General features: G+C 52.4%; 15 protein-coding genes. 8 read left to right on the forward strand and 7 right to left on the reverse strand.

From position 1 onward, the window contains the following. Window positions 1–60: 60 nt before the first annotated feature. Window positions 61–1,290, forward strand: a complete 1,230-nt coding sequence (locus tag EHT25_RS07525; protein WP_124872863.1) for a DegT/DnrJ/EryC1/StrS family aminotransferase — start codon at window positions 61–63, stop codon at window positions 1,288–1,290. Window positions 1,291–1,394: 104 nt separating this feature from the next. After that, window positions 1,395–3,713, forward strand: coding sequence for a hypothetical protein (locus tag EHT25_RS07530; RefSeq protein ID WP_124872865.1), 2,319 nt, complete (start codon window positions 1,395–1,397; stop codon window positions 3,711–3,713). Window positions 3,714–3,815: 102 nt separating this feature from the next. Here EHT25_RS07530 and EHT25_RS07535 read toward each other — a convergent pair whose 3' ends face one another. From EHT25_RS07535 to EHT25_RS07555, 5 genes are all read right to left on the reverse strand, one after another. Continuing rightward, window positions 3,816–4,511 carry a 3-keto-disaccharide hydrolase gene (locus EHT25_RS07535; protein WP_124872867.1) on the reverse strand — a complete coding sequence of 232 codons (696 nt, stop codon included), beginning with the start codon at window positions 4,509–4,511 and terminating at the stop codon, window positions 3,816–3,818. 29 nt (window positions 4,512–4,540) lie between these two features. Then, window positions 4,541–4,996, reverse strand: a complete 456-nt coding sequence (locus EHT25_RS07540; protein ID WP_124872869.1) for a DUF1440 domain-containing protein — start codon at window positions 4,994–4,996, stop codon at window positions 4,541–4,543. Window positions 4,997–5,119: 123 nt separating this feature from the next. Further along, window positions 5,120–6,283 carry a DNA-binding transcriptional regulator gene (locus EHT25_RS07545; RefSeq protein ID WP_124872871.1) on the reverse strand — a complete coding sequence of 388 codons (1,164 nt, stop codon included), beginning with the start codon at window positions 6,281–6,283 and terminating at the stop codon, window positions 5,120–5,122. A 123-nt stretch (window positions 6,284–6,406) separates the two neighbouring features. Next, window positions 6,407–7,660, reverse strand: coding sequence for an MFS transporter (locus EHT25_RS07550; protein ID WP_124872873.1), 1,254 nt, complete (start codon window positions 7,658–7,660; stop codon window positions 6,407–6,409). A 74-nt stretch (window positions 7,661–7,734) separates the two neighbouring features. After that, window positions 7,735–10,332 carry a family 20 glycosylhydrolase gene (locus EHT25_RS07555; RefSeq protein WP_124872875.1) on the reverse strand — a complete coding sequence of 866 codons (2,598 nt, stop codon included), beginning with the start codon at window positions 10,330–10,332 and terminating at the stop codon, window positions 7,735–7,737. Window positions 10,333–10,421: 89 nt separating this feature from the next. Here EHT25_RS07555 and EHT25_RS07560 point away from each other — a divergent pair, with 89 nt between their 5' ends. The 6 genes from EHT25_RS07560 (at window position 10,422) to EHT25_RS07585 (ending at window position 19,994) form a co-directional block, all read left to right on the forward strand. Beyond that, the gene (locus tag EHT25_RS07560; protein ID WP_124872877.1) at window positions 10,422–11,561 is read left to right on the forward strand and encodes an acyltransferase family protein; all 1,140 of its coding nucleotides are present in this window, start codon (window positions 10,422–10,424) and stop codon (window positions 11,559–11,561) included. A gap of 11 nt (window positions 11,562–11,572) precedes the next feature. After that, on the forward strand, window positions 11,573–12,532 hold the full coding sequence (locus tag EHT25_RS07565; protein ID WP_124872879.1) for a metallophosphoesterase family protein: 960 nt from the start codon (window positions 11,573–11,575) through the stop codon (window positions 12,530–12,532). A gap of 1 nt (window position 12,533) precedes the next feature. Next, window positions 12,534–14,411, forward strand: coding sequence for a sialidase/neuraminidase family protein (locus tag EHT25_RS07570; RefSeq protein WP_229311457.1), 1,878 nt, complete (start codon window positions 12,534–12,536; stop codon window positions 14,409–14,411). Between the two features lie 60 nt (window positions 14,412–14,471). Beyond that, window positions 14,472–16,901 carry a hypothetical protein gene (locus EHT25_RS32610; protein WP_229311458.1) on the forward strand — a complete coding sequence of 810 codons (2,430 nt, stop codon included), beginning with the start codon at window positions 14,472–14,474 and terminating at the stop codon, window positions 16,899–16,901. A gap of 223 nt (window positions 16,902–17,124) precedes the next feature. After that, on the forward strand, window positions 17,125–18,597 hold the full coding sequence (locus tag EHT25_RS07580; protein ID WP_229311459.1) for a CoA-acylating methylmalonate-semialdehyde dehydrogenase: 1,473 nt from the start codon (window positions 17,125–17,127) through the stop codon (window positions 18,595–18,597). Window positions 18,598–18,635: 38 nt separating this feature from the next. After that, window positions 18,636–19,994 (forward strand): aminotransferase class III-fold pyridoxal phosphate-dependent enzyme, encoded by a 1,359-nt coding sequence (locus EHT25_RS07585; protein ID WP_124872881.1) that lies wholly within the window; start codon window positions 18,636–18,638, stop codon window positions 19,992–19,994. A gap of 52 nt (window positions 19,995–20,046) precedes the next feature. Here the strand turns inward: EHT25_RS07585 and EHT25_RS07590 are convergent, their stop codons facing one another. Together EHT25_RS07590 and EHT25_RS07595 are read right to left on the reverse strand one after the other, a co-directional pair. Next, window positions 20,047–21,027 carry a Gfo/Idh/MocA family protein gene (locus EHT25_RS07590; protein WP_124873557.1) on the reverse strand — a complete coding sequence of 327 codons (981 nt, stop codon included), beginning with the start codon at window positions 21,025–21,027 and terminating at the stop codon, window positions 20,047–20,049. A 31-nt stretch (window positions 21,028–21,058) separates the two neighbouring features. After that, a complete protein-coding gene (locus EHT25_RS07595) occupies window positions 21,059–23,200 on the reverse strand; it encodes a hypothetical protein (RefSeq protein ID WP_229311460.1) in 2,142 nt (713 codons plus the stop codon). Window positions 23,201–23,204: the final 4 nt, after the last annotated feature.

Here is a 23,204-nt window from a genome sequence, read left to right on the forward strand (position 1 = left end):
AGCGGCAATAGCCTGAAACCCATTGGATCGCGTACTTTAAGGGATTCGATTTTTATAAAAATGAAAAGTACTCCGGAAACCCTGGCCATCGACGGCGGAGAAAAAACCGTGCAGTCGACCTTCCCCTGGCCCATATACGATGAAAGTGAAGTCCAGGCCGTCGCCGAAATCGTTCGGAGCGGGCGCTGGGGCAATCCTGATTGTAGTGATGCCGTGGCAGCTTTCGAACAGGCATTCGCGGCTTACTGTGGCACAAAATACGCCGTCACCTGCGTCAATGGTTCCGTTTCGCTCCGGCTGGCCCTGATTTCCTGTGGCGTTCGGCCAGGCGATGAAGTCATTGTTCCGCCGTATACCTTTATCGCGACGGCATCGACGGTGCTGGAAGTCAACTGTGTACCGGTTTTTGTGGACATCGACCCCGACACCTACAACCTCGATCCGAAAGCCATTGAAGCGGCCATTACGGAACGGACCAAAGTGATAATTCCCGTTCATTTTGCCGGTTTGTCCTGCGACATGGACGCCATTCTGGACATTGCCAAACGCCACAATTTGCGCGTGGTTGAAGATGCGGCCCACGCCCACGGGGCCGAATACAAGGGGCGCAAACTGGGTTCCATCGGTGATGCGGGCAGTTTCAGTTTTCAGTCGTCCAAAAACCTGACGAGTGGTGAAGGCGGAATCGTGGTAACGAACGATGAGGATTTGTACCGCATGATGGCGTCGCTGCGGAACGTCGGGCGCGTGGAAGGCCACCAGTGGTATGATCATTTCAATCCCGGCTGCAATTACCGCATCACCCAGATGCAGGCGGTTTTGCTCTCCCAGCAACTCAATCGGCTGGAAGAACAGACGGTTTTGCGCAACGATAATGGCTTATATCTAAACGAATTACTGGCTGATATTGACGGTATTACACCCTTAAGCCGGGGAACCGAAGAAATCCGCCATTGCTATCACCTGTACATTTTCAAGTACGACGGGTCAGCCTTTGGCGGTCTTTCCCGGAAAGAGTTTGTCGCGCAACTGGCCGCCGAAGGGGTGCCGTGTTCGATGGGCTATCCGCATCCGCTCTACCAACAGCCGGTTTTTCAGAACAAAAATTTCATGTGCTACGCCATTCCGGAGACCGTCGATTATTCTTCCGTGAATTGCCCCGCAGCCGAACGGGCCTGCCGAGACGAAGCCGTCTGGATCTTCCAACACGCCATGCTGGGCAGCCGCGAAGACATGCGCTCCTTTGCCGAAGCTATTCGTAAAATCCAACGGGTTATTTCGCGGAGTTAAGCGGAGTAAAAAAGAATTAAGCAGAGTTTTATAGTTCTCTCCTTAACTCCCTTTAACTCTGCTCAACTCCGCGAAATAGCTCTTTCAAATTCTTCTAACCTGAAATGAAACTCTATTTCCATTTTCTATTATTGCTCACATTACCCCTTGCTGCTCAACCCGTTAATCTAAAAAATGCGGTTATTGTCGTTTCGCCTTCGATCCCGGTGCCTATGCGGACAACCGCTCCGCAGATGCTGGTGGAAGAAATCGCCAAACGTACCGGCAGCACCCTGAAACAGTCCCAAAACGGGGGTGCCACGACGCTCGTCCTGGCGCTTTCTTCCGACAAAGACGTGTTAGGAAAACCGGTTCCGGCCCGTACGGGGACTAATTTGCCCGAACAAAAACCGGAAGGTTTCCGGATCGTCACCGAAACCGGAGCAAAAGGAACGACACTCTGGATCATCGGAGCCGATTCGCGCGGCATTCTGTTCGGCTCCGGCTGGCTGCTCCGGAATTTAAAGATGGATGCCAAACGGCTCGAACTCGCCGGACCGGTCGAATTGGCCAGTGCGCCCGCCTACCCGATTCGCGGGCATCAACTCGGCTACCGCACTACCGCCAATTCGTACGATGCCTGGACGGTCGCCCAGTTTGACCAGTATTACCGCGATCTGGCGATTTTCGGCACCAACGCCATCGAAGGCATTCCGTTTCACGAAGAAGAAAAACCCAGCCCGCATTTTAAAATACCGCCGACTGAAATGCAGGTTCGCATGAGCGAATTGTGTCAGAAATACGACATGGATTACTGGGTCTGGACGCCGGTTGAATTTGAACTGACCGACGAAGCAAAGCGGAAAGCGGAAATTGAGAAGCACGAGGCTTTTTATAAATCCTGTCCCCGGCTCGACCACATCTTTTTCCCGGGTGGCGACCCTGGCGACAACCACCCGCGCGAGGTGATGGCGTTTCTGAAAGACCTGCATGAAAAGCTCGTCAAAGCGCATCCGAAGGCCAAAATCTGGATTTCGCTGCAGGGTTTTAACACCGAGCAGATCGATTATTTCTACAATTACCTGGCGCAAAACAAGCCGACCTGGTTGCAGGGTGTGGTGTCGGGGCCGAGCAGTCCGCCGATGGCCGAAACCCGGTACCGGCTTCCCAAAAATTACCAGCACCGCGAATACCCGGATTTGACGCACAACGTCCGCTGCGAATTTCCGGTGGAGCGCTGGGATCAGGCGTATGCCTTAACGTTAGGTCGGGAAGCTATCAATCCCCGGCCGTTTTTCTTCGCCGGAATTCACGGAAAATACGCGGCTTTTACCGACGGTTTTGTTTCGTATTCGGATGGTTGTCACGACGATATCAACAAGATTGTCTGGAGCCAGCGGGCCTGGGACCCGGCCAAAGATGTCAACGAAATCCTGAACGACTACAGCCGGTTTTTCTTCGGCTGGACGGTAGCCACTGAAGCCGCCGACGGTATTTCCGCGCTCGAAAACAATTGGCAGGGACCGCTGGCCCAAAATGGCGGTGTCGAAGCGACATTCACTTTCTGGAAAAATCTGGAATCCACTCATCCGGAACTAAAAAATAACTGGCGCTGGCAAATGCTGCTCATGCGTGCCTACTACGATACCTACACGCGTCGGCGGTTGATTTACGAACAGGGACTTGAAAAAAACGCCAATTTAATTCTGGCTCAGGCCAACGAAGCCAACATGGAGAAATCCATGGAATCGGCACTCACAATCCTCAATAAAGCCGACAAAGAACCCATTTCGACCGAATTACGGAAGAAAATTGAAACCCTTTGTGCCGATTTGTACACTTCCATCGGTTTGCAAACCAGCGTTCCGAAGTACAAGGCGAAGAATTATGAACGGGGCGCTTCGCTCGATTTTGTAGATTATCCGCTGAATAACCGCTGGTGGCTGGCCGATGAATTCAAGAAAGTTCAGGCCATGAAAACGCCGAAAGAAAAACTGGATCGGCTGCACGTCATCGGCAACTGGGAGACGCCGGGCGAGGGCAGTTATTACGATGACGTGTCGAGCGGCAGCAAAAGTCCGCGCGTAAAAACCATCTCCGAAGACGCCACCGACATCGCCTGGTGGGACAACGGTTTCAGCCGCGCCCGGCTTTCGACCCAAACGTTTCAGAATGAACCGGCGCTGGACTACGACAACCTCGATCCGGGCAGTCGTTACATCATTCGGGTGGCCGGTTTGGGGGAAGCGCTGCTCCGCGTCGACGGGCATCGCCTAAAACCGCTCATTTACAACAAAGCGAACGAAACCTTCAAAGAATGGATCGTCCCGCTGTCGCTCACCCAGGACGGAAAGATTTCCGTCACCTTCGATGAGCCGGAAGAATCCCACCTGAACTGGCGCCAACACTCGAAGGTTTCGGATGTGTGGCTGTTGAAGCAGTAAAACGGTTTTACGGTATACGGTTTTCGGTGGCTGGCGCATGCTTTTCAAGGCGTTTTTGTGCGTGCGTCAGCCACCGAAAAACGAAAACCAAAAACCGTATACCTATAATTCCTTCACCTTGATATTCCGAAACGCGCTCTCGTCGCCGTGGTCCTGCAGGAGGAAATAGCCGGATTCCATGGTTCCGAAATCTTCAACGGCTTTGAATTTGCTTTGGGCTTTGGCGGCTTTAAACCGGTCGTCACCGCGCTCATACTCAACGACTTTGGTGCCGTTCAGCCAGTGTTCGACGTGTTTGCCTTTGACCACCACCCGGCCTTCGTTCCACTGACCGATTGGTCTCAGTTTTCGGGATGACGGAGCGAACAGTTCGTACAAACCGGCCGTGCGCCGTTTGTCGTCTTTATCGGCGGCAATGTCTTTGTTATTCACATCGTCGATGATCTGGTATTCACAGCCCAGCCAGGCTCCATCAGGGTATTTCTTGACGAAATATTTTAACCCGCTGTTGGCACCGGGTGTCAGTTTAAACTCAAACCGCAGATCGAAATTGCCGAATTTTCGGCGCGAAATCAGGTCACCACCCCGTTTCGATTTATCACCGCCTTTGTTGGCAACCAGCGTTTTATTTTCAACACTCCAGCCTTCCTTCGGAAATCCAGCCGCTTTGGCGCTGGTCCACTGGCTGGTGTTGGAACCATCAAAAAGCCAGATCCAATCGGACTGAACGGGTCTGGAACGATCTTCGAAAGTGGAGAAAGAATTAACAAAAAGGGAAATCACAAGCAGAAAATACATGGGTTCAGGAGTTGGTTATACGAGTTTATTTATTTTTTCGACGCGTAATACCGCTCGACAATAAGCGATATGGGCAATCCGATGCATACCATCAGAATGGCCATATTAAGCAACGCACTTTCCAGTTTGATCGGTCCGCGCGCCACGTTGGTCATCGGCACGACCACCAGATTCATGACGCCCCAGACCAAAACACCGTACAGTAATCCGCTCAGCAATTTGTGTTTCTTCAACAGCGGAGGCAACGACGGAAAGATGAAAAAGTACGCAATGGCGAAGAAAAACGCGATGGTGTAGTGAAACAGGAGCCCCAACCACGCCATTTCGGAGCCACCGGCAAACGCATCTTTCCCGAAAACCCCACTCGCAATGTACTTTAAAACCGGTACCGCTTTCCAATTACCCAGCAGAACGATGGCGGCCGTGATGTCCAATGTTCCGGCGGTAAATCCCGCGAGTAAAATCGTCTTGAGTCGAGATGTCATAGGCTTAGGGGCTATTTCGCAGAGTTGAGCAGAGGAAAAAGAGTTTAGCGGAGAAAAATATATAAAACTCCGCTAAACTCCTTTTAACTCTGCTCAACTCCGCGAAATAACTCTCTTTCAAACTCATTTCCCCGCCACGTATTTATTCCGGAATTCAATCGGCGTGCAGCCCTTCACCTGCCGGAATTGCCGGGCAATGTTCTTGCTATCCGATAGCCCCATGTCAAGCGCAATTTCAAAAATTGTCATGTCGGTTTCCAGGAGTTTCTGCGTAAATTTTTCAATCCGCAGGTTAAAAATATACTTGTAAATCGGGTAGCCGGTTATCATAAAAAACCGCTTTTCCAACGCGCGTCTCGATAGCGGAACCTGTCTGACAACCTCATCGACTTCCAGGTTTTTATCGATATTCTGGTGAATGTATTTCAGCGACGAAGCAATGTAATGATCGTTGGTGGCATAGATGTCGGTCGAGTGCCTCGTAACCACTTGCGTCGGTTTCACCACAATATCGTAAAACCCCGCCCCTCCTGTCCGAATCATCTGATCGAGCAGCTTAGCGGAGTCGTAACCACCCTTCTCCGCATCGAGTGCAATACTTGATAACGGCGGATCGGAAAGTTCGCAGATCGTTTCGTCATTATCGACTCCCAAAACGGCGACTTCCTCCGGAATCCGGATACCGGTTTGCCGACAGGCTTCCGTAATGTGCTGACCCTGACGGTCGTCACAGGCCATAATTGCAATCGGTTTCGGCAATGATTGCAGCCATTGGCTCAGGGCACTTGGTTTGTAATACCACAATTCGCTGGATTGCGCCTTGGTATGTTCAAATGAATGAACCTCAAATCCGGCGCTCCTGATGCGGTTTTCGAACCCCTCCGCCCGTTCACGCGACCAGACGATGTCTTTAAAACCGTAAAAGGCAAACTGCGTAAAGCCTTTTTTCAGGAAATAATCAGCCGCCATGGCACCGGCTTCGTGGTAAGCGCCGGTGATGTTGGGTATGTCGTCAAATCGCTCTTTGAAGTCCTGGGCAATAACCGCAATCCCGGCTTTAATGATTTCAGAAATCTCGTTGTCATTATAAAACTGTCCGATAATGCCGTCGGCTCCCCACTCCTGCGCCCATTGCAGGATGCCTTTAATTCCGATGGTTTCTCGGTAAAAAAGTGGCATTCGGCAAAAAACCCAGGGACCGTGTTCGCGCGAGTATTTCGTTACGCCTTTCAACAGGCTTTTGCTGTAATCCTCGGCAAAATCGATCAGAAGGATGATTTTATACATACATACCTGTTTTGCAAAGGAGTTATTTCGCAAAGTTGAGCGGAGTTCACCAGAGTTTAATGAAGAAAAAGATAACGCTGCTTACCTCTCTTTTTCTCCGCTAAACTCTGCGAAATAACTCTTCTACTCAAATAATTCCCGAAAACTCTTCACCGTTGCATTGTTTACCAGTGGCCGCGCCCACAAACCGATGCTGAAAATGTAGCTCAGCGTAATCAACAGGAACAACATCGCGAATTTCAGCCCGACCAGTTCGCCCAGCCCGCCGATGATCAGTGGCACAACAGCTCCGCCCGCAATGCCCGTACACAGAATGCCCGAAAATGTCCCGTGGTGATGGGGCACCGAATTGAGCGCCAGCGACACGATGATCGACCACATGACGGAAGCAAAAAAACCGGTCATCGGAAACGCGTAAATGGCCAGCTCTTTCGGACCAAATAAGCCCGCCAGCAAGGAAACGATCGCTCCTCCTGCAAACAACATCAGCACCCGCCGACTGTCGAATATCTTCAGGAGCAGCAAGCCCAACAGGCAACCAATTGTCAGTAGCCCCCAGAAATAGGCAATGACCGAAGCACCGGTTGTGGCCGGATCGACGCCGTGGTACGTTTGCAGAAATTGGGAAGTCCAGTTTGCAATGCCCTGTTCCGTACCGACATACGCGAAAATTCCGCAGAAAAAAAGCCAGACGGTTTTGTTCCCGAGTAAGTCTTTGAAAGCGGCTCCGGTATCGATTCGTTCGTCGTCTTTCAACTCCACCTCCGGGAAACGAACAACGTAAATCACGGCCACCATCAGCAATGCCGTTACGGCAAAAACCCAGTAGAGCGACACCCATTTCAGGTTCGCCGGAACCAGTTGATTGAACAGGGTGATTACCGACGAAGTTTCAGTTCCGGAATGCACATTACTCACTAAGTAACTGTATAACAGCGGACTCAGGAACGAAGCGGCTCCAAAAAACAACTGGGCCAATACCGAATTGAACGCAAACTGCGCTTCGCCACCGGCCACCCGCAACAACGGATTGATCACGACCTGAAGCATCGCCATGCCGACGCCAATCAGGAAAAGTGAAAACAGAGCAATGGAGAAACCGGGGATCAGGGCAAACAATAAAGCGCCCGCAAAAGCCAGAAAAAATGCCCCCAGCAAGACCGGTTTTTCGCGGTATTTCTCGACCAGGATCCCCGACGGAATCGACATCACACCGTAGGCAACAAAGAACGCAAACGGCAGAAAACCGGCCAGGCCGATGCTCAATTCAAAACTTTTGATAATGTCCGGAATGAGCGGACCAAGAATATTGGTCAGAAAGGATATGACAAAAAATATCAGCAGTATTAACAGGACAATCAACGAATTGTGCTTCATCTTGGGACTGATTTAGTAGGAACAGAGATTGAGCGAATCTGAACGGATGATCCGTTAAAATCCGGCCCATCCGTTCAATCGAGCGTCGATCCGGCCGCGTTTCCATCCACAATTGCCGTCCGGCTCGATCGTCCGGCTGCGTCGAAACTCCTCACTTTAACTTTCCCCGACACTTTCACCGGAGCCGAATACAAGCTCGATTGGGGGGTTGGTTCAGAGCCATCGGTGGTATAGCGAATGGATAATCCCGGATATTCGACATTGGCTTTTAACGTGCTGTTTTCCAACACCGCTCCCGGCATCGGTACCCGGTAATTATACCCTCCATTCAAGGTCGCCAAACGGGGCATATCCTTCTGAGCCAGGGTATTCGCAAAAACATTCCAGCCTTTTTGCATCGATGATTGACGGACACCGCTGTTTTCGATGGTTTCCCAGGGGCGCTCGGCAGCCCAGGCACTTTCGGCAAAACCCATCAGCTTTGGCAAGGTATAGTATTCGAGCATGTCCCGTCCTTTCACGGTTTCGCTCCACAGCTGAGACTCCAGTCCAATGACATTTTTCCGCGCTTCCGGTTTCATTTTTTCCAAACCGGTAAAGGTCAACGGTTTGCCCATCGAGGTCTGGAACGTCGTTTTAAACATATCAAAGGGAGCAAACGCCCAGTTAGCGTAGGCATCGACCAGACCGCCCCAATACAAACCGGGCTCCAGCGGATCGGTATTATACGCCAGATCGAAATAGAAGTTCGTGACATTACACAGCACGACCGGATACCCCGCATTGGCCAGCCGGTTGCCTAAATCCAGGTCGTAAATGTTGTTCCAGATGTAAGGCACCACTTTTTTACCGACAAACTCCGGATTCGGGAGATATTTGCCCTCCGGAGATTTGTTCAGCGCGACTTCCTCCCAGCCGTGGATGCTCAGATTCCGTTTTTCGAGCCGCTTCAGCAGTTTCCCGAAGAAATACGATTGCAGGTTTTTGGGGTCTTTTACCGCCGGGTTTTCTTTCAGCAACTGAGCCGCTTCGGGCGATTTTGTCCAGGCACCTTCGGCTACCTCATCGCCCCCGGCATGGAAAACATCCAGCTTCAAACCCGCTTCTGCATATATTTTGGTAATTTCGTCCACCACTTTTTCGTAAAAATGGTAGGTCGATTCGCGAGCTACGTTGACCACGTTGTCCTTGTAACCCTGCGCCGAAAGGTACACCGATTTGTCGTTTGGATCGATCAGGCGGTATTCGTTAGCTTCTTTTTCCTTCCCTTCCTTCATCAGCCGTTCATACCGCGCTTCCATTGCCTTGATGGCCGCCCGTGCGTGACCCGGAAAGTTCAGTTCGGGAATGACTTTGATGTGCCGTGCGGTTGCGTATTTCAGGATTTCGATGAAATCAGCTTTGGTGTAAAAACCGCTGCCGTATTTGCCCTCGTCATACGCTTTTGGCCCCGATCCGTAGGCCGGATGCAAAACCGGTGACGCCATCCCCCCGGCGGTGTGTTCGCGTTGAGCACCGACTTTGGTTAGTTCAGGCAACCCGTCGATTTCGAGCCGCCAGCCTTCGTCTTCGGTCGTGTAAAACAGAAAATGATTGATTTTGTACATCGCCAGCAGGTCGATCAACCGCAGAATCGTCTCTTTCGTCTGAAAATTCCGGCTGACATCCAAATGCATACTCCGAAAATGAAACCGGGGTGCATCTTCGATCTGCACATAATCCAGCGCAATCGCCGGACCCGGTTTTAGATACGACGCCGTCGGGATCAAGGCCAGCAAGCTTTGGGTTCCGTAAAAAACGCCGGAGGCATCGCTTCCGGTAATGGTCACGCCTTTGTCGTCAACGCTCAGTTTATACGCTTCCTTCGCAATCCCATTCACCAAAACCGCACCGGTTTTCAGCACAATACCTTTATCGGCGGGCGTTCCACTTTTGATTGCAAAATCAGTTCCGGTCACCGCTTTCAACTTCTCACTCAACAGTTTAGCTTCGTTTTCAAGCCCGTTTCCGTAAAAGATTGCTACCTCATTTCCAAAACTCAACGTACCGGCACCTGGTGTAATTTTCACCGGAGCCGGAATAATTCTCTGCAACTGTTTGGCATCCAACAGGCTGACTGCCAGATTATCCTGATACCGTTTAGCCGCCGTTTGCAAAGGCCGAAGGTCGTCTTTCCCGCGCAATTGCTGCTCTTTTCTAGCAAACGGCAAAACCGTGTAATTGCCGACCTGAACAATGTTTTCTTCCTTTCCGTCTTTATCGTAGAAAACGAAGTAAAGCCCCATCGGCGCGTCGGTATGCTTGATTACAGCTTCGGTCCCGGCATACCGAATTTCGGTCGAATCACCGGGTGCCAGCGCAAAACCGGCGTTTGGTGTAAGCTTATACCAATCGCCGTTAATATGCTGAACAGTAGCGGACTGAGCGGTTTTTGCTGGAATAATGGGGCGGGGCGACATGTTGAAAAACAACGCCCAGTTTTTATCCGTCAGCGCATCGTTGCCGTGATTCGCCAGCGTAAACCGAGCTTCAAAACCGTTCTCCACATCCGTAAAATTGGTCACCAGCTCCCAGGAAACCGCGATTTGTCCGGTTTCCTTTTCGGATGATTTGCAGCTATTCAGCAGGAATACAACGGCGAATAAAACCGTGAGGCAAAAAAAGTTACGCATGGAAGGGTGAGTTAAGTAGCCTTAATAATACGGAATCCAGTATTAAAAATACCACTGGCGCTCAAAGACTTTTTCAAGCTTTCCCATCGATGATTACCCAAACGAATCAATCGGTCCCTTCAACCGAGTTGCTGGCTTCCAGCCCAAACCGGTTGATATCGCTCGATGCCCTGCGCGGTTTTACGATTGCGGCCATGGTTTTGGTCAATTTCCCGGGCGACAGCGAGCATGTCTATTTTCAATTGCAGCACACGAAGTGGAATGGCCTGTCATTCACCGACTTAATTGCGCCTTTCTTCCTGTTCATCATTGGTGTTTCCATTACGCTGGCGTACGCCAGGCGGCTGGAAAATGGTGATCCGAAAGGAGAAATGTACAGGAAAATTGTCATCCGGGCGGTAAAGATTTTTGCCGTCGGTATGTTCCTGAATATCCTGGCCACGTTCAGTTTTTCCGATATTCGCTGGACGGGAACGCTCCAGCGGATCGCGTTTGTGTTCCTCATGTGCGCCTTTCTTTTTCTGAATACCACCTGGCGACAGCAGGCCTGGATTGCCGTCATTACGTTAGTTGTTTACTGGCTGGCTTTAACGCTGATTCCAACTCCGGGATTTGGGAAAGTCATGCTGGAACCGGGTGCCAACCTCGTCGCGTGGTTCGACAATTTATACCTGCCAGGGCGGATGTGGCAGAAAACCTGGGACCCCGAAAGCCTTCTCAGCACATTTCCCTCGGCCGTTTCCGGCATCACCGGATTACTGGCCGGTCGCCTGATGATCAGCCCATTAAGCCAGAACGAGAAAGTAAATTACCTGATGACGGCCGGTGTTTTCGCGGCCGCCACCGGTTTTTTCTGGAACCTGGCATTCCCACTGAACGAAAACCTCTGGACCAGTTCGTTCGTGCTGGTCACGTCCGGTTTTGCCGCACTGTTGCTCGGGGCGGTGTACTTTCTGGTGGATGTTCTGGGCAAAACCGGCGGCACCAAACCGGGTATCATTTTCGGAGCCAATGCGATCACGGTTTTCGTTTTGGCGGATGTATTTTCCATTCTGTTTTACTACCTGAAATTCGGCGGACATTCGTTAAACGAACACGGCGTCGCGGCTTTAACCGGACTGGGTTTTGATTCCCGGTTTGCCAGTATGGCGTATGCGCTGTTTTTCGTCGGTATCAATTTTATTCCGGCCTACATTCTTTACCGGCGAAAGATTTTCATCAAGCTGTGAGCGATATATAAATGAAACAATATTCTTTTCTGATCCTATTTTTTTGCCTGGCAACAACCCTTTCGTTCGCTCAGAAAAACGGGGTAAAAAAAGTAAAAATCGGGATGTTTGCCGACGTTCACATCCCGACCATGCACGACGGCGAATCCCGGTTGAAGGCGTTTATGGACAGCATGAAAACCGCCAAACCGGATTTCATTATCGAACTCGGTGATTTCAGCACGCCCGCCGAAAAATACGACTATGCGTTCAAAATCTGGGAGTCTTATCCCGGCCCCAAATACCACCTGATCGGTAACCACGAAATGGACGGCGGCACCTCGCTCGCGCAGGCGTTGGCCCACCGAAATATGCCTTCTTCGTATTACACCTTTGACCAACAGGGGTTTCGCTTCATTGTCCTTGATGGAAACGACAAAAAAACGCCCGAACTAAAAGGCTATCAGGAACACATCGGAACCGTTCAACTGGCGTGGCTAAAAGCCGAACTGGAAAAAGCCACCACGCCCATCGTCATCTTTTCCCACCAGGGCTTGGGACTCGACGGCGTGGATAATGCTGCCGAAATCCGGTCCATGCTGGAAGCGCATAATGCCAAAACGAAAAAAGCTAAAATCATCGCCAATTTCTACGGCCACGTTCACTACGATCGGGCCGAAGAAGTAAACGGAATCTGGTACATCTGCATCAACTCGATGTCTTATAAATGGCTGGGCGAGGAATACGGTCACGTTCGGTACAACGACGAAATTGACAAGAATTATAAGTGGATCAAATACACGGCTCCGTACAAAGATCCGCTTTATACCGTCGTCGAAATTTCAACGGATGGCGTCATCCGGATCGCCGGTAAAAAATCATCCTGGGTTGGTCCTTCACCGTGGGCTGTTGGCTATCCCGACAAAAATAAAGCGTATGATCGGCCTGAAATCCGGGAAAAGAAACTACGCTTTTCGCCCGTAAATCAGTAAAATGAAACGTATTCTGCGTCTATCTTTCTTCTTCCTGCCTTTGTTGTCCGGTGGTCCCTTCGCTAATGCCCAAACCGGTAGTCCGGCGGAACCCGTGCGGTATGTGGGTGGAGAATCCGTCGATCCGAGTGTTCACGATGGGCGGCTTCGCTATGCCATCGGGGTCGAAAGCCGCCAGACGCTGCGCGTAAACCGAACCCATCCCGAATTGGCCGACGGGCACGGCTGGACGTACAACCACGCTTCCAATTTGTGTTACTGGAACAATACGTTTTACCAGCAGTACCTGAGCAATCCGGTCGACGAACACATTTCGCCCGGTCAAACGCTGGTCATGACTTCCAAAGACGGTCGGGAATGGAGCAAACCGCAGGTGGTTTTCCCGCCTTATGAACCGCCCACCGGCGTCAAAATTCCCGACAGTTCCAACGGCTACATGATGCACCAGCGCATGGGTTTTTACTTAGCGCCCAACGGTCGCCTGCTCGTGCTGGCGTTCTACGGACATGCCGAAGATCCGTTCGGGCAGGGCGGTATTGGGCGCGTGGTTCGGGAAGCCTACAAAGACGGCACGTACGGCCCGATTTATTTCATTCGCTACAGCAGCCATACCACCCTCAACGGCGTTCGCTGGAACGAAACCAACACGAGCTTTCCGTTTTATAAAAAGTCCACCGACACCGGTTTTCTGGATGCCTGCAACTCACTATTGGCAGACAAACTCATGACGTTCCAATGGTGGGATGAAGACCGGGGGCTCGACGGTTTTTACGGCGGAAAGGAAGCCCGGGAAGCGCTCTCCTACTACCATCGAAAAGACGGTAAAGTGGTGGCATTGTGGAAGCGGTCGCACAGCGCCCTGTCGTCCGACGAAGGGAAAACATTTTCCAAACCGGTCAAGGTACCCACAATGATCATGGCGGGTGGCAAACAGTGGGGCCAGCGCACGGACGACGGCCGGTTTGCCATTTGCTACAATCCGATCGAACTGGACGAATACCGGTACCCGCTCACCATCATTACCGGAGACGACGGTGTTTTTTTCGATAACATGCTGATTGTTCAGGGAGAAGTGCCGCCCCGTCGGTTTTTCGGCCGCTGGAAAGACTTCGGTCCCTGCTACATGCGCGGCATTGAAGAAGGCAACGGAAACCCGCCCGGCAACGACATGTGGCTGTCATACAGCATGAACAAGGAAGACATCTGGATCAGCCGGATTCCGACGCCGGTTCGGTATGCCGTTCGCGGTCCGGTAGCCGATGACTTCAATGGACTGGCTCTGAATGGCAGCGTTACCGACTGGAATATTTACGCGCCGAAATGGGCCCCGGTTTCGGTTGTCAATTCGCCGGGAGCAAGTGGGAAATGCCTTGAATTAACCGACAAAGACCCCTACGATTACGCCCGTGCGGTTCGGGTATTTGAAGAGGGAAACCGGATCGAAACCCGGCTAAAGGTCCGGGCTGCGCAAAACAACACCGGCACACTTGAAATTGACCTCACCGACCGCTACGGGAACCGCCCGGTCCGGTTGCGGTTCGATGAAAAAGGCAACATTATTGCAACGGTTGGCAGTACCGAAAAACCGGTTCAGTCGTATCAGGCGGGAAGGTGGTATGACCTTACGTTCAGTGTTGACGCCAGCCTGAGCGGAAATTACGATCTGGCCATCGATGGCAAAAAAGTTCTGACCAAAGCGGCACTGGCCGAAGCCGTCAAGTCGGTCGAACGGTTGTCGATCCGGACGGGGACGTACCGAAACTTGCCCAACCGGAAAACGCCCAACGAAGAACCGGGACCGCCCCTGCCAGGAGCCGACGAACCCGTACCTACGGCCACCTACCTCATTGATGATGTGCAGGTTAAGCCGATTAAATAGTTAAAATCAAGCTTTTAGTACAACCAGTAGTTTACCGAAACCCAGACCCTTAAAATTAACATGTTGAAGCCACTCAAAGCGTTTTTTGTGCTGATCGGATTTGTGATTTTGCTGTCGAAACCGGCCTATTCAAACCCCATTGACCTTACCAAAGCGCAGATTTATTGTCCCGTAAAAGACCCGAATGTACTGCTTCGAAGCCTGGCGGTTTTGCAGGAAGAACTGGCCAAACGAAGCCAGATCAAGTTGTCGGTTGCTAAAAAACTGCCGGGAGCTGGACAACCCGCCATTTACTTACTCACTGAAAATGAACTCAATACGCTACCCGAAAGCTTTCGAACGGCCTTGAGCGGCATGCCTTCGATTGCGAAAGAGGGATTTAAATTATTGGTTCAGGAGAATTCGCAGGCTGTTTTGGTTGTGGGCAAAGATGCACGCGGATTGCTTTTTGGGGTCGGACGGCTGTTACGCAAAATGGAAATTCGGCCCGGCAAGATTCTGGTGCCCGACAAAGCCACCATCGCAACCAGCCCGCGGTACCCGATTCGCGGGCATCAACTGGGTTATCGACCGAAAACCAATGCTTACGACGCGTTCACGGTTGCCCAGTTCGACCAGTATATCCGCGATCTGGCGCTGTTTGGGGCCAATAGCATTGAAATTATGCCCCCGCGCACCGACGATGACTTTACGAGTCGGCACATGAAACTGCCCGCCATCAAAATGATCGGCGAACAGTCGCGAATTTGTAAGGAATACGGCCTGGATGTCTGGATGTGGTATCCGAACCTGGCCAAAGATTACGTTCATCCGGATTCGATTCAGAAGGAGCTGAAAGAACGGCAGGAGATTTTTGCGTCCGTTCCGAAGTTGGATGCGGTTTTTGTGCCGGGTGGTGACCCCGGCGACCTCGAGCCCGACGTGCTGTTTGCCTGGCTGGAAAAGGAAGCCGTGGTTTTGAACAAATACCACCCAAAAGCCAAAATCTGGGTTTCTCCGCAAGTTTTTCGGCCTACCCAAGCCTGGTTCGACGCTTTTTACAAACACGTCAATAAGGAGTATCCCTGGTTTGGCGGAGTCGTTTTCGGTCCCTGGGTGAAAATGCCGGTGCAGGAAATTCGGAAAATTGTCAAACCGTCGATTCCAATCCGGCATTATCCCGACATTACGCACAATTACAGTTCACAATACCCGGTTCCGCACTGGGATCTGGCCTGGTCGATGACCTGCGGGCGCGAAAGCATCAACCCTCGCCCCCACGACGAAAAAGCGATTCACAATGCACTCGACGAGTATGGCGTGGGCAGCATCAGCTATTCGGAGGGTACCAACGACGACGTTAACAAGTTTGTCTGGAGCGATCAGGACTGGAACCCCGAAACGCCGGTCATCGAAACGCTGCGCGATTTTTCCCGGCTGTTTATTGGCCCGGAGTATACCGAAACCGTGGCGCAGGCCCTGATTTCGCTGGAAAACAACTGGCGCGGAAGCCTCCTCACCAATCAGGCCGTCAACCAGTCGCTGATGCAGTGGCAGTCGCTGGAAAAACAGGCTTCCCTTAAGGTGTTGCAAAATGCCCGGTTTCAGATGGGCTTGATTCGGGCTTATTTCGACGCCTACACCCAGCAGCGGTTTTTGTACGAAAGCGAACTGGAACAACGGGCCCGGGAGATGCTGGCGACGTATGCAACGGGCGGATCCGTACCCACCATGAACCGCGCCCGGGAAATTCTCGAAAAGGCCTGGAAATCGCCGATTCTGCCCGAATACCGGACAAAATGCTATGCCCTGGCCGATTCGCTTTTCAAGTCGATCGGTGCCCAGCTGACCATGGAAAAGCACGGCGCGATGTCGGGGCGGGGCAATTTCGTCGACAACATTGGAATTCCGCTCAACGATTCGCCCTGGCTGATGGATCAGATGGCGAAAATTGAGAAGCTATCCGATGAAAAGGCGCGGCAAGCCAAAATCCACGAGATACTGCACCGCACCGATCCCGGCCCCGGCGGTTTTTACGACCATTTCGGCGCACCCGAAAGCTGGCACCGCGTGGTTCCCGGTGTAGGTTGGGAAAAAGATCCCGGTAGTCTGCAATCGCCCCGAATTGGTTTTGGCGTGGGTTTGGTCGGCGTCGAGTGGGTAGACGAAATCAAGGCGACCGGTTTCAAAGGCCAGATTACGCCCCGGGTCTGGATGAAACAGGCCAAAACCCTGTACGACCAGCCGCTGAAAATTGCCTACGACGAGCTTGACCCGACCGCTTCCTACCGAATCCGGATTGCCTACACCGGGCGGTTTCGTTCGCGCATGAAAATGACTACGGACGACGGCTCGGTGATTCACGACTTTATCCAGACCGGCGAGCAGCCGATCTACGAATTCGATCTTCCCAAAGCGGCTTCGTCCGACGGCAAAGTAACCTTCGTCTGGACCTGTGGCGAAGGCGAACGTGGCTCGCAGGTAACCGAAATCTGGCTGATGCGGAAATGAGAAGTGAGAGGTTAGACAAGAGAATAGAGACTTTTCTTAAAATGCCAATCTCATTTCTCTTGTCTCATCTCTCTTGTCATTTTTTTCTTTTTCACGAAATACTTGTAATTTTTACAGCCGGACGCGCTGAAGAGATGCGGTTTTGCACAATGCAGGATCGGTGACAGGACCGGAATTGGAGTGAGTCGAGTTAGTTTCACCGAATTAAATCTCTCCCAAACCCATGAATACGCTCACGATGAAATATCCGCAGGTGCAGCAATTCATTGACGGACAATTTATTGACAGTTACGAGGACCGGTTTCTGGAGGTAGTTTCGCCCCTGGATGGATCGTTGCTTTCCACCGTTCCGCTGGGTTCTGCCGTTACGGTAGACAAGGCCGTTCAGGCGGCCCAAACCGCCTTTCCGCGGTGGTCGGCCATTCCGATCAAAGAGCGCGTTCAGGTGTTTTACGAGTACATGAATCTACTTCGGAAAAACCGCCAGTCGCTTTCCGAACTGATTTGCGAAGAAGGCGGAAAAACGATGCTGGAAGCGACTGCCGAAATCGACAAATGCATCGAGCTGACCGAATTTGCCTGTTCCCTCCCCCAGTTGACCGGCGGAGAAATCCTGGACGTTAGCAAGGGTGTCGAGTGCCGGACGGAACGGTATCCGCTCGGTGTCGTGGCCAGTATTGTTCCGTTCAACTTTCCGAGTATGGTGCCCCACTGGACCATTCCAAACGCGCTGGTACTGGGTAACACCATGATCATCAAGCCATCGGAGCAAGTTCCGCTGAGTGTGATGCGAATCGCTGCGATGTTGAAAGAAGCCGGTTTACCCGACGGGGTTTTCAATATCGTTCATGGCGACAAAACGGTCGTTGAGGCCATTTGCGACCATCCCGACATTGCCGCCATTTCGTTTGTCGGTTCGACGAAAGTCGCCAAACGGGTGTACGTGCGCGGCACCTCCAACCTGAAACGCGTTCTGGCGCTGGGCGGGGCCAAAAACCACCTCATCGTGTTGCCGGACGCCGTTCCCGACATGACGGCTTCTAACATCGTCGCATCCGTCACGGGCTGCTGCGGACAGCGTTGCATGGCGGCTTCCCTTATGCTGGCGGTTGGCGAAGTGGATCACATCATCGATCGAATTTGCGACGAAGCAAAAAGGGTTATTCCGGGAAACAATCTGGGAGCCGTCATCAGCCGGAGCGCCAAACAACGGATTGAAAAATACATTTCCGAAGCCGAAACTGCCGGAGCACGTATATTGGTTGACGGTAGAAATACCGTCGTTCCGGGCAAGGAAGGCGGTTTTTACGTGGGGCCAACGATCATCGATCATGTCTCAGCCGATATGGCGATTGCCCGCGAAGAAGTTTTCGGACCGGTTTTGGCCATTGTTCGCACCGCAACGGTTTCGGAAGCCCTGTCCATTGAGAACAGCAATCCGTACGGCAACGCGACCGGCGTTTATACCCAAAACGGAGGCATCGCCCGGCAGGTGGCCGAACGAGCCAGCACCGGCATGGTGGGTGTCAACATCGGCGTTCCCGTTCCGCGCGAGCCCTTTTCTTTCGGCGGCTGGAACGAATCGAAATTCGGCGCACTGGATATTACCGGCAAAAGCTCGATTGAATTCTGGACGAAATTGAAAAAAATCACTACCAAGTGGAATGCTGAAGCCGGCGTAAACTGGATGAGTTGATTGATAATGAGTTTGTAAATTCGAAAACCGCCACGCACATGAACGCTGAATTTGCCACCATTACGCAGGAAGAACGGGAAGAAATACTCCGGAACAACTTCGAACACACGATTTTTTCCTGGTCCAAACAGAAAGGTCTGAATCCAATCAGCGTGGAGCGGGCCGAGGGCGTTTACCTGTATGACCACGACGGTACCCGGTACCTGGATTTTTCATCCGGACTGATGAACGTCAACATTGGACATGGCAATCAGCGGGTTACGGAGGCCGTTGCCCGGCAAATGCAACAGGTAAGCTACGTAACACCCAGTTGCGTGACGAAAGTGCGGGGCGAGTTGGGAAAGAAATTGGCCGAAATTTGCCCCGGCGATTTAAACAAGGCCTTCTTTACGGTTTGTGGGGCGACAGCCAACGAAAATGCCATCAAACTCGCCCGACTGTATACCGGTCGGCACAAAATCCTGAGTCGGTACCAGTCGTTTCACGGAGCCTCCTACGGGGTGATTTCGGCGGGTGGTGATCCCCGAAAAATTCCGGTGGATTCGCAGCAGGCTCCCAATTTTGTGCATTTTGATATCCCGACGGCCTACCGCTGGCCCCACGCGCCCGAAACGCTGTTGCCGGAATCGGTGGCGCAACTGGAACGGATCATTGGCTACGAAGGTCCCGAAACCATTGCCGCCATCATGCTCGAAGGGGAATCGGGCACTTCCGGTTGTCTGAAATACCCAGACGGTTACTTGAAGGAAGTGCGCAGGATTTGTGATAAATACGGAATCCTGTTGATCATCGACGAGGTGATGAGCGGTTTTGGCCGAACCGGGAAATGGTTCGGCGTCGATCATTCCGGTATCGTTCCCGATCTGATGGCGTTGGCGAAGGGCGTTACGTCCGGTTATTTGCCGCTCGGCGTGCTGATGGTTTCCGACAAAATTGCCGCCCGCTACGATGACACCACGCTGCCGCTGGGCCTCACGTATTCCGCCCATCCGGTTTCCTGTGCGGCTGCGCTGGAAGTGATCCAAATTTACGAAGATGACCAACTGATCGAGAATACGGTTGCGATGGGGAAATACGTGGAAGAGCGCGTCGAAGAACTGAAATCGCAACACATTTCCATCGGTGAATTCCGGAACACCGGTTTGCTGGGCTGTCTCGACCTGGTCAAAAACCGCATCACGAAAGAACCCCTGGCTCCTTTCAACGCCAAACCCTCGGAAATGGGGCTCATGAACAAAGTCGCGGCCAAGCTGAAGGAATTGGGGATGTATACGTTCGTCCGCTGGAATCTCGTGTTCATTGCTCCGCCCCTTTGCGTCACGCGGGAACAGGTTGACGAAGGCTTGGCGATCATTTCGGAAGCCCTGAAGATTGCCGATGCGGAGTGTGATGCGTAAAACTCCCCGCCAGACTGAGTAGAAAAGCTGCTCCGGCGGGGATAAAAACCGGTTATTTCGCCGTAATCCAGTCCATGATTAAATTTGCCCGGCCGCCGGTTTCGCCGGTACTTGGCGATTTGCCTTCACCCCGCAACTCCTTGACGATTTCTTCAATCATCGGTTGCTGAACGTGGGGTGGATACGGCAGATGGTATTCCTCCACACCAGCCGCCGTTTCGACTTTAATAGTGAATTTCTCGAAGTAATGAAACGTGATTTTACCCTCCGAACCAATGAGTTGCGCTTCGTCGATACGTTGTTCTTTGTTGACGGTATAACACCAGCTTCCGGTTCCGAGAACACCGGACTCAAATTCAAAATTGGCCACCACAACGTCATCCGCTTCGTATAGACCGGCCTGATTTCGTGCAAAACCCTTAGCGGTTTTGATCGGCCCCAGCGCAAATTCCAGGAAATCGAACTGATGGGATGCCAGATCGTGGAAGTGACCACCACCGGAGATCTCCGGAAAAACCCGCCAGCGCGGTTTGGGATTCTCCCCGACTTCTTCGGCATACGGCTGCCAGTGCAACTGAATGTTGACCACCCGAATGTCCCCAATTGCTTTGGTATCGATCAACTCCTTCACCTTCAGGAAATACGGCAGCGAACGGCGGTAAAACGCGACAAAAACCGGCAACCCGGATTCCTTGCCCTTCTGAATTATTTCGTCGCACTCTTTCCAATTTCGAGCCATCGGTTTTTCAATGTAAACCGGTTTTCCGGCCTTCATGGCCCGAATGGCGTAGTCGGTGTGGACGTCCGGCGGGGTGGCAATGTACACCGCATTGACCTCCGGATCGTTGATGAGGTCGTCCACATCGTCATACCATTTCGGCACACCGTGGCGCATGGCGTAATCGGCGGCTTGTTCGCCATCACGGCGCATGACCGCCACCAGCGACGAGTTCGGCACCTTGTTGAAAGCCGGGCCGCTTTTAACTTCGGTTACATTCCCGCAACCGATAATTCCCCATTTGATCTGATCCATCATGCGCATGTAAGGGTCAAAAAAACAAAACCTACTTATGCTCCGCGTTTTTTAGATTGGGCCGGGCGCGCCAGCTGGCTTCGGGCCCAAACCGCGTGTGATTAGCCACTTTATCCAGTTTTTCATACGGCGGATACTGGTACACCAGCCGGTTGGTAACCAGAAAAACCGGTGCCGCCAGTACCAGCGCAGCAATGGCCCGAATCCAGACCCGATTGTACCACAACGCAAACGCATTTTCCGGCAGAATACGTACTGTTTCTTTTTCAAACGGAGCCAGCACCACCAGCGCCGTGGCCAGAACGGCATTGATGGTAATCACCCATTCGGTCAGCAACCGTTGCGGAGCCCAGTCGACCAGCGCGCGCTCAAAGTTGCCGATGACCATCACCCACAGCAGGATTAGAAACAGCAGTTGCCCCTTGCCCAGCCAGGTTTTCGGGATAATCGCCAGCGGTTCTTGCAAATGCCTGCGAACAACCAGAACTGCCATCACCAGCAGGAAAAACCAGGTGAGATTAAACCAGCCATCCGGGCTCAAATGGAGGTAATCGACTTTGGGTAAATGGCCGAGATACGGAACATCCCAGACCGCGGGGGCGGTTTTTACACTTCCGTCGGCCTCCGCAACCGCTTGCGTCCAAACCGCCGGGTTCAGTTTTTTGCCCCATTCCTCCACATTTTTAACCAGATTGACGTACGGAATTGCGAGTAAAACAAAAACCGCTGCCACCCCAAGCGTCCAGCGTCCCCGGTTTGGATCTGCGGGCTTGGGGTTAGTTTGGATCGGGATTCGGGTCGCCAGAAAAGCCAGCGTAACTGCAATGGCGATTCCGTTGACAAAACCGTAGGACTGCTCCAGAAAACTGTGCCAGTTCTGGTGTTGCCAGTTGGCCCAGTTCGTCGTGATCTGTAGGAAAGATTCACTTTCCGGCAAAACTCCTTTGTTTTTCAGGATCGTCGGGTTTCCCGGCGCCATCAATAAGTGTTTCAGGCACTGAACGCCCGAAAAACCAAGTCCGCCCATGGTGCCGCTCATCACGGCCGCTACCGCCACCGGCAGCAACTGATTCCGTCGCATCCAGAGTACGGTGCCGACGAAAACGCCTGTAATCCCGGCCCAGTCGTCACTCCGGGGAGGTGTCATCCGAATCCCACCCACGTCGGCAAAAAACAAACTGCCCAGAACCGGAAACGCCAGAAAGGCCAGCAACCAGCCCGAAGCCATGTAAACAATCAGGGAAGAACCGTTGCGGAATTTACCAAACCGGATAAAATAAGCCGTGATGCCGAGCACCAGCCCAATCACCCAGCCGACGTGTTGCGGGTAATCACCAAACCATTGCGGCCAGTTGTTCAGAAAGTTATGCGGATCAAAGGCCGTTTTTCCCGTAGCGGGGTCAACGTACGACGGGTCGCCCAACTGGTACGTCAGCATCGATGAAAGTCCCGCTTCCAGACCGGATTTTTGCAACATCCACTGGCTCAGATACCCCAAAACCGCTCCCGTACCAGCAAAAACCGGCAGTAGCCAGCCATTGATTTGTCGACGTTCCTGCAAATCGTAAATTCCAACTCCCAGTAGGGCAAACGAAGCGCCCAGGTAATCGGCGTCGAACCAGTAAAGCGGGCTTTTATGCCGTGACCACGTCCGGTCGAAACCAAGGCCGGATTGCAGGGCCTTCGCCACGGCATCTTCGATCAGATCCTGAAAAAACCAGGCCGCAAAGACGAACAGAATGGGTTTGAACAACCGCACCAGCCGATCCTGTTCGGCCACGGCGGCCAGCGCAGTGCCTGCTCCGCCAAGTCCGGCCCACAAAAAACCGATGTAAAACAAACCGGTATAGCCGTACCACTGCGAAAGCACGTGGCCGCTCTGGGTGTAGGAGATCACCTGCATGTAGGAAATCGAGGCCCCAAACCCCCAGCCGATGGCGCCGAAAAAAGCGAAGTAAAGCACCCGCTGTCGCCAGTCTTCCCGGCCCGACATCAGGGCGACGGTGATGGCAGCCAGACAACCCGCAAATGCCGCTCCGTATTCGTGTCCGAAATTTCCCCGAATTCCCCAACCGATTGACAAAGAGAGTCCCACCAGCAAATACGTACTTAAACGTTGAGCTGGCGATCGGGCGGTTTTAATAACCTGTTCCGGCGTATCGGCGGTGATCATGGGT

Source organism: Larkinella rosea (assembly GCF_003858635.1).
In the GTDB taxonomy this organism is placed as follows: domain Bacteria; phylum Bacteroidota; class Bacteroidia; order Cytophagales; family Spirosomataceae; genus Larkinella; species Larkinella rosea.

Bases quoted from the DNA above. Each gene is read 5' to 3' on its own strand.
- EHT25_RS07525 (WP_124872863.1), top strand. From the start codon at position 61: ATGAAAAGTACTCCGGAAACCCTGGCCATCGACGGCGGAGAAAAAACC.
- EHT25_RS07530 (WP_124872865.1), top strand. From the start codon at position 1,395: ATGAAACTCTATTTCCATTTTCTATTATTGCTCACATTACCCCTTGCT.
- EHT25_RS07535 (WP_124872867.1), bottom strand. From the start codon at position 4,511: ATGTATTTTCTGCTTGTGATTTCCCTTTTTGTTAATTCTTTCTCCACT.
- EHT25_RS07540 (WP_124872869.1), bottom strand. From the start codon at position 4,996: ATGACATCTCGACTCAAGACGATTTTACTCGCGGGATTTACCGCCGGA.
- EHT25_RS07545 (WP_124872871.1), bottom strand. From the start codon at position 6,283: ATGTATAAAATCATCCTTCTGATCGATTTTGCCGAGGATTACAGCAAA.
- EHT25_RS07550 (WP_124872873.1), bottom strand. From the start codon at position 7,660: ATGAAGCACAATTCGTTGATTGTCCTGTTAATACTGCTGATATTTTTT.
- EHT25_RS07555 (WP_124872875.1), bottom strand. From the start codon at position 10,332: ATGCGTAACTTTTTTTGCCTCACGGTTTTATTCGCCGTTGTATTCCTG.
- EHT25_RS07560 (WP_124872877.1), top strand. From the start codon at position 10,422: ATGATTACCCAAACGAATCAATCGGTCCCTTCAACCGAGTTGCTGGCT.
- EHT25_RS07565 (WP_124872879.1), top strand. From the start codon at position 11,573: ATGAAACAATATTCTTTTCTGATCCTATTTTTTTGCCTGGCAACAACC.
- EHT25_RS07570 (WP_229311457.1), top strand. From the start codon at position 12,534: ATGAAACGTATTCTGCGTCTATCTTTCTTCTTCCTGCCTTTGTTGTCC.
- EHT25_RS32610 (WP_229311458.1), top strand. From the start codon at position 14,472: ATGTTGAAGCCACTCAAAGCGTTTTTTGTGCTGATCGGATTTGTGATT.
- EHT25_RS07580 (WP_229311459.1), top strand. From the start codon at position 17,125: ATGAATACGCTCACGATGAAATATCCGCAGGTGCAGCAATTCATTGAC.
- EHT25_RS07585 (WP_124872881.1), top strand. From the start codon at position 18,636: ATGAACGCTGAATTTGCCACCATTACGCAGGAAGAACGGGAAGAAATA.
- EHT25_RS07590 (WP_124873557.1), bottom strand. From the start codon at position 21,027: ATGGATCAGATCAAATGGGGAATTATCGGTTGCGGGAATGTAACCGAA.
- EHT25_RS07595 (WP_229311460.1), bottom strand. From the start codon at position 23,200: ATGATCACCGCCGATACGCCGGAACAGGTTATTAAAACCGCCCGATCG.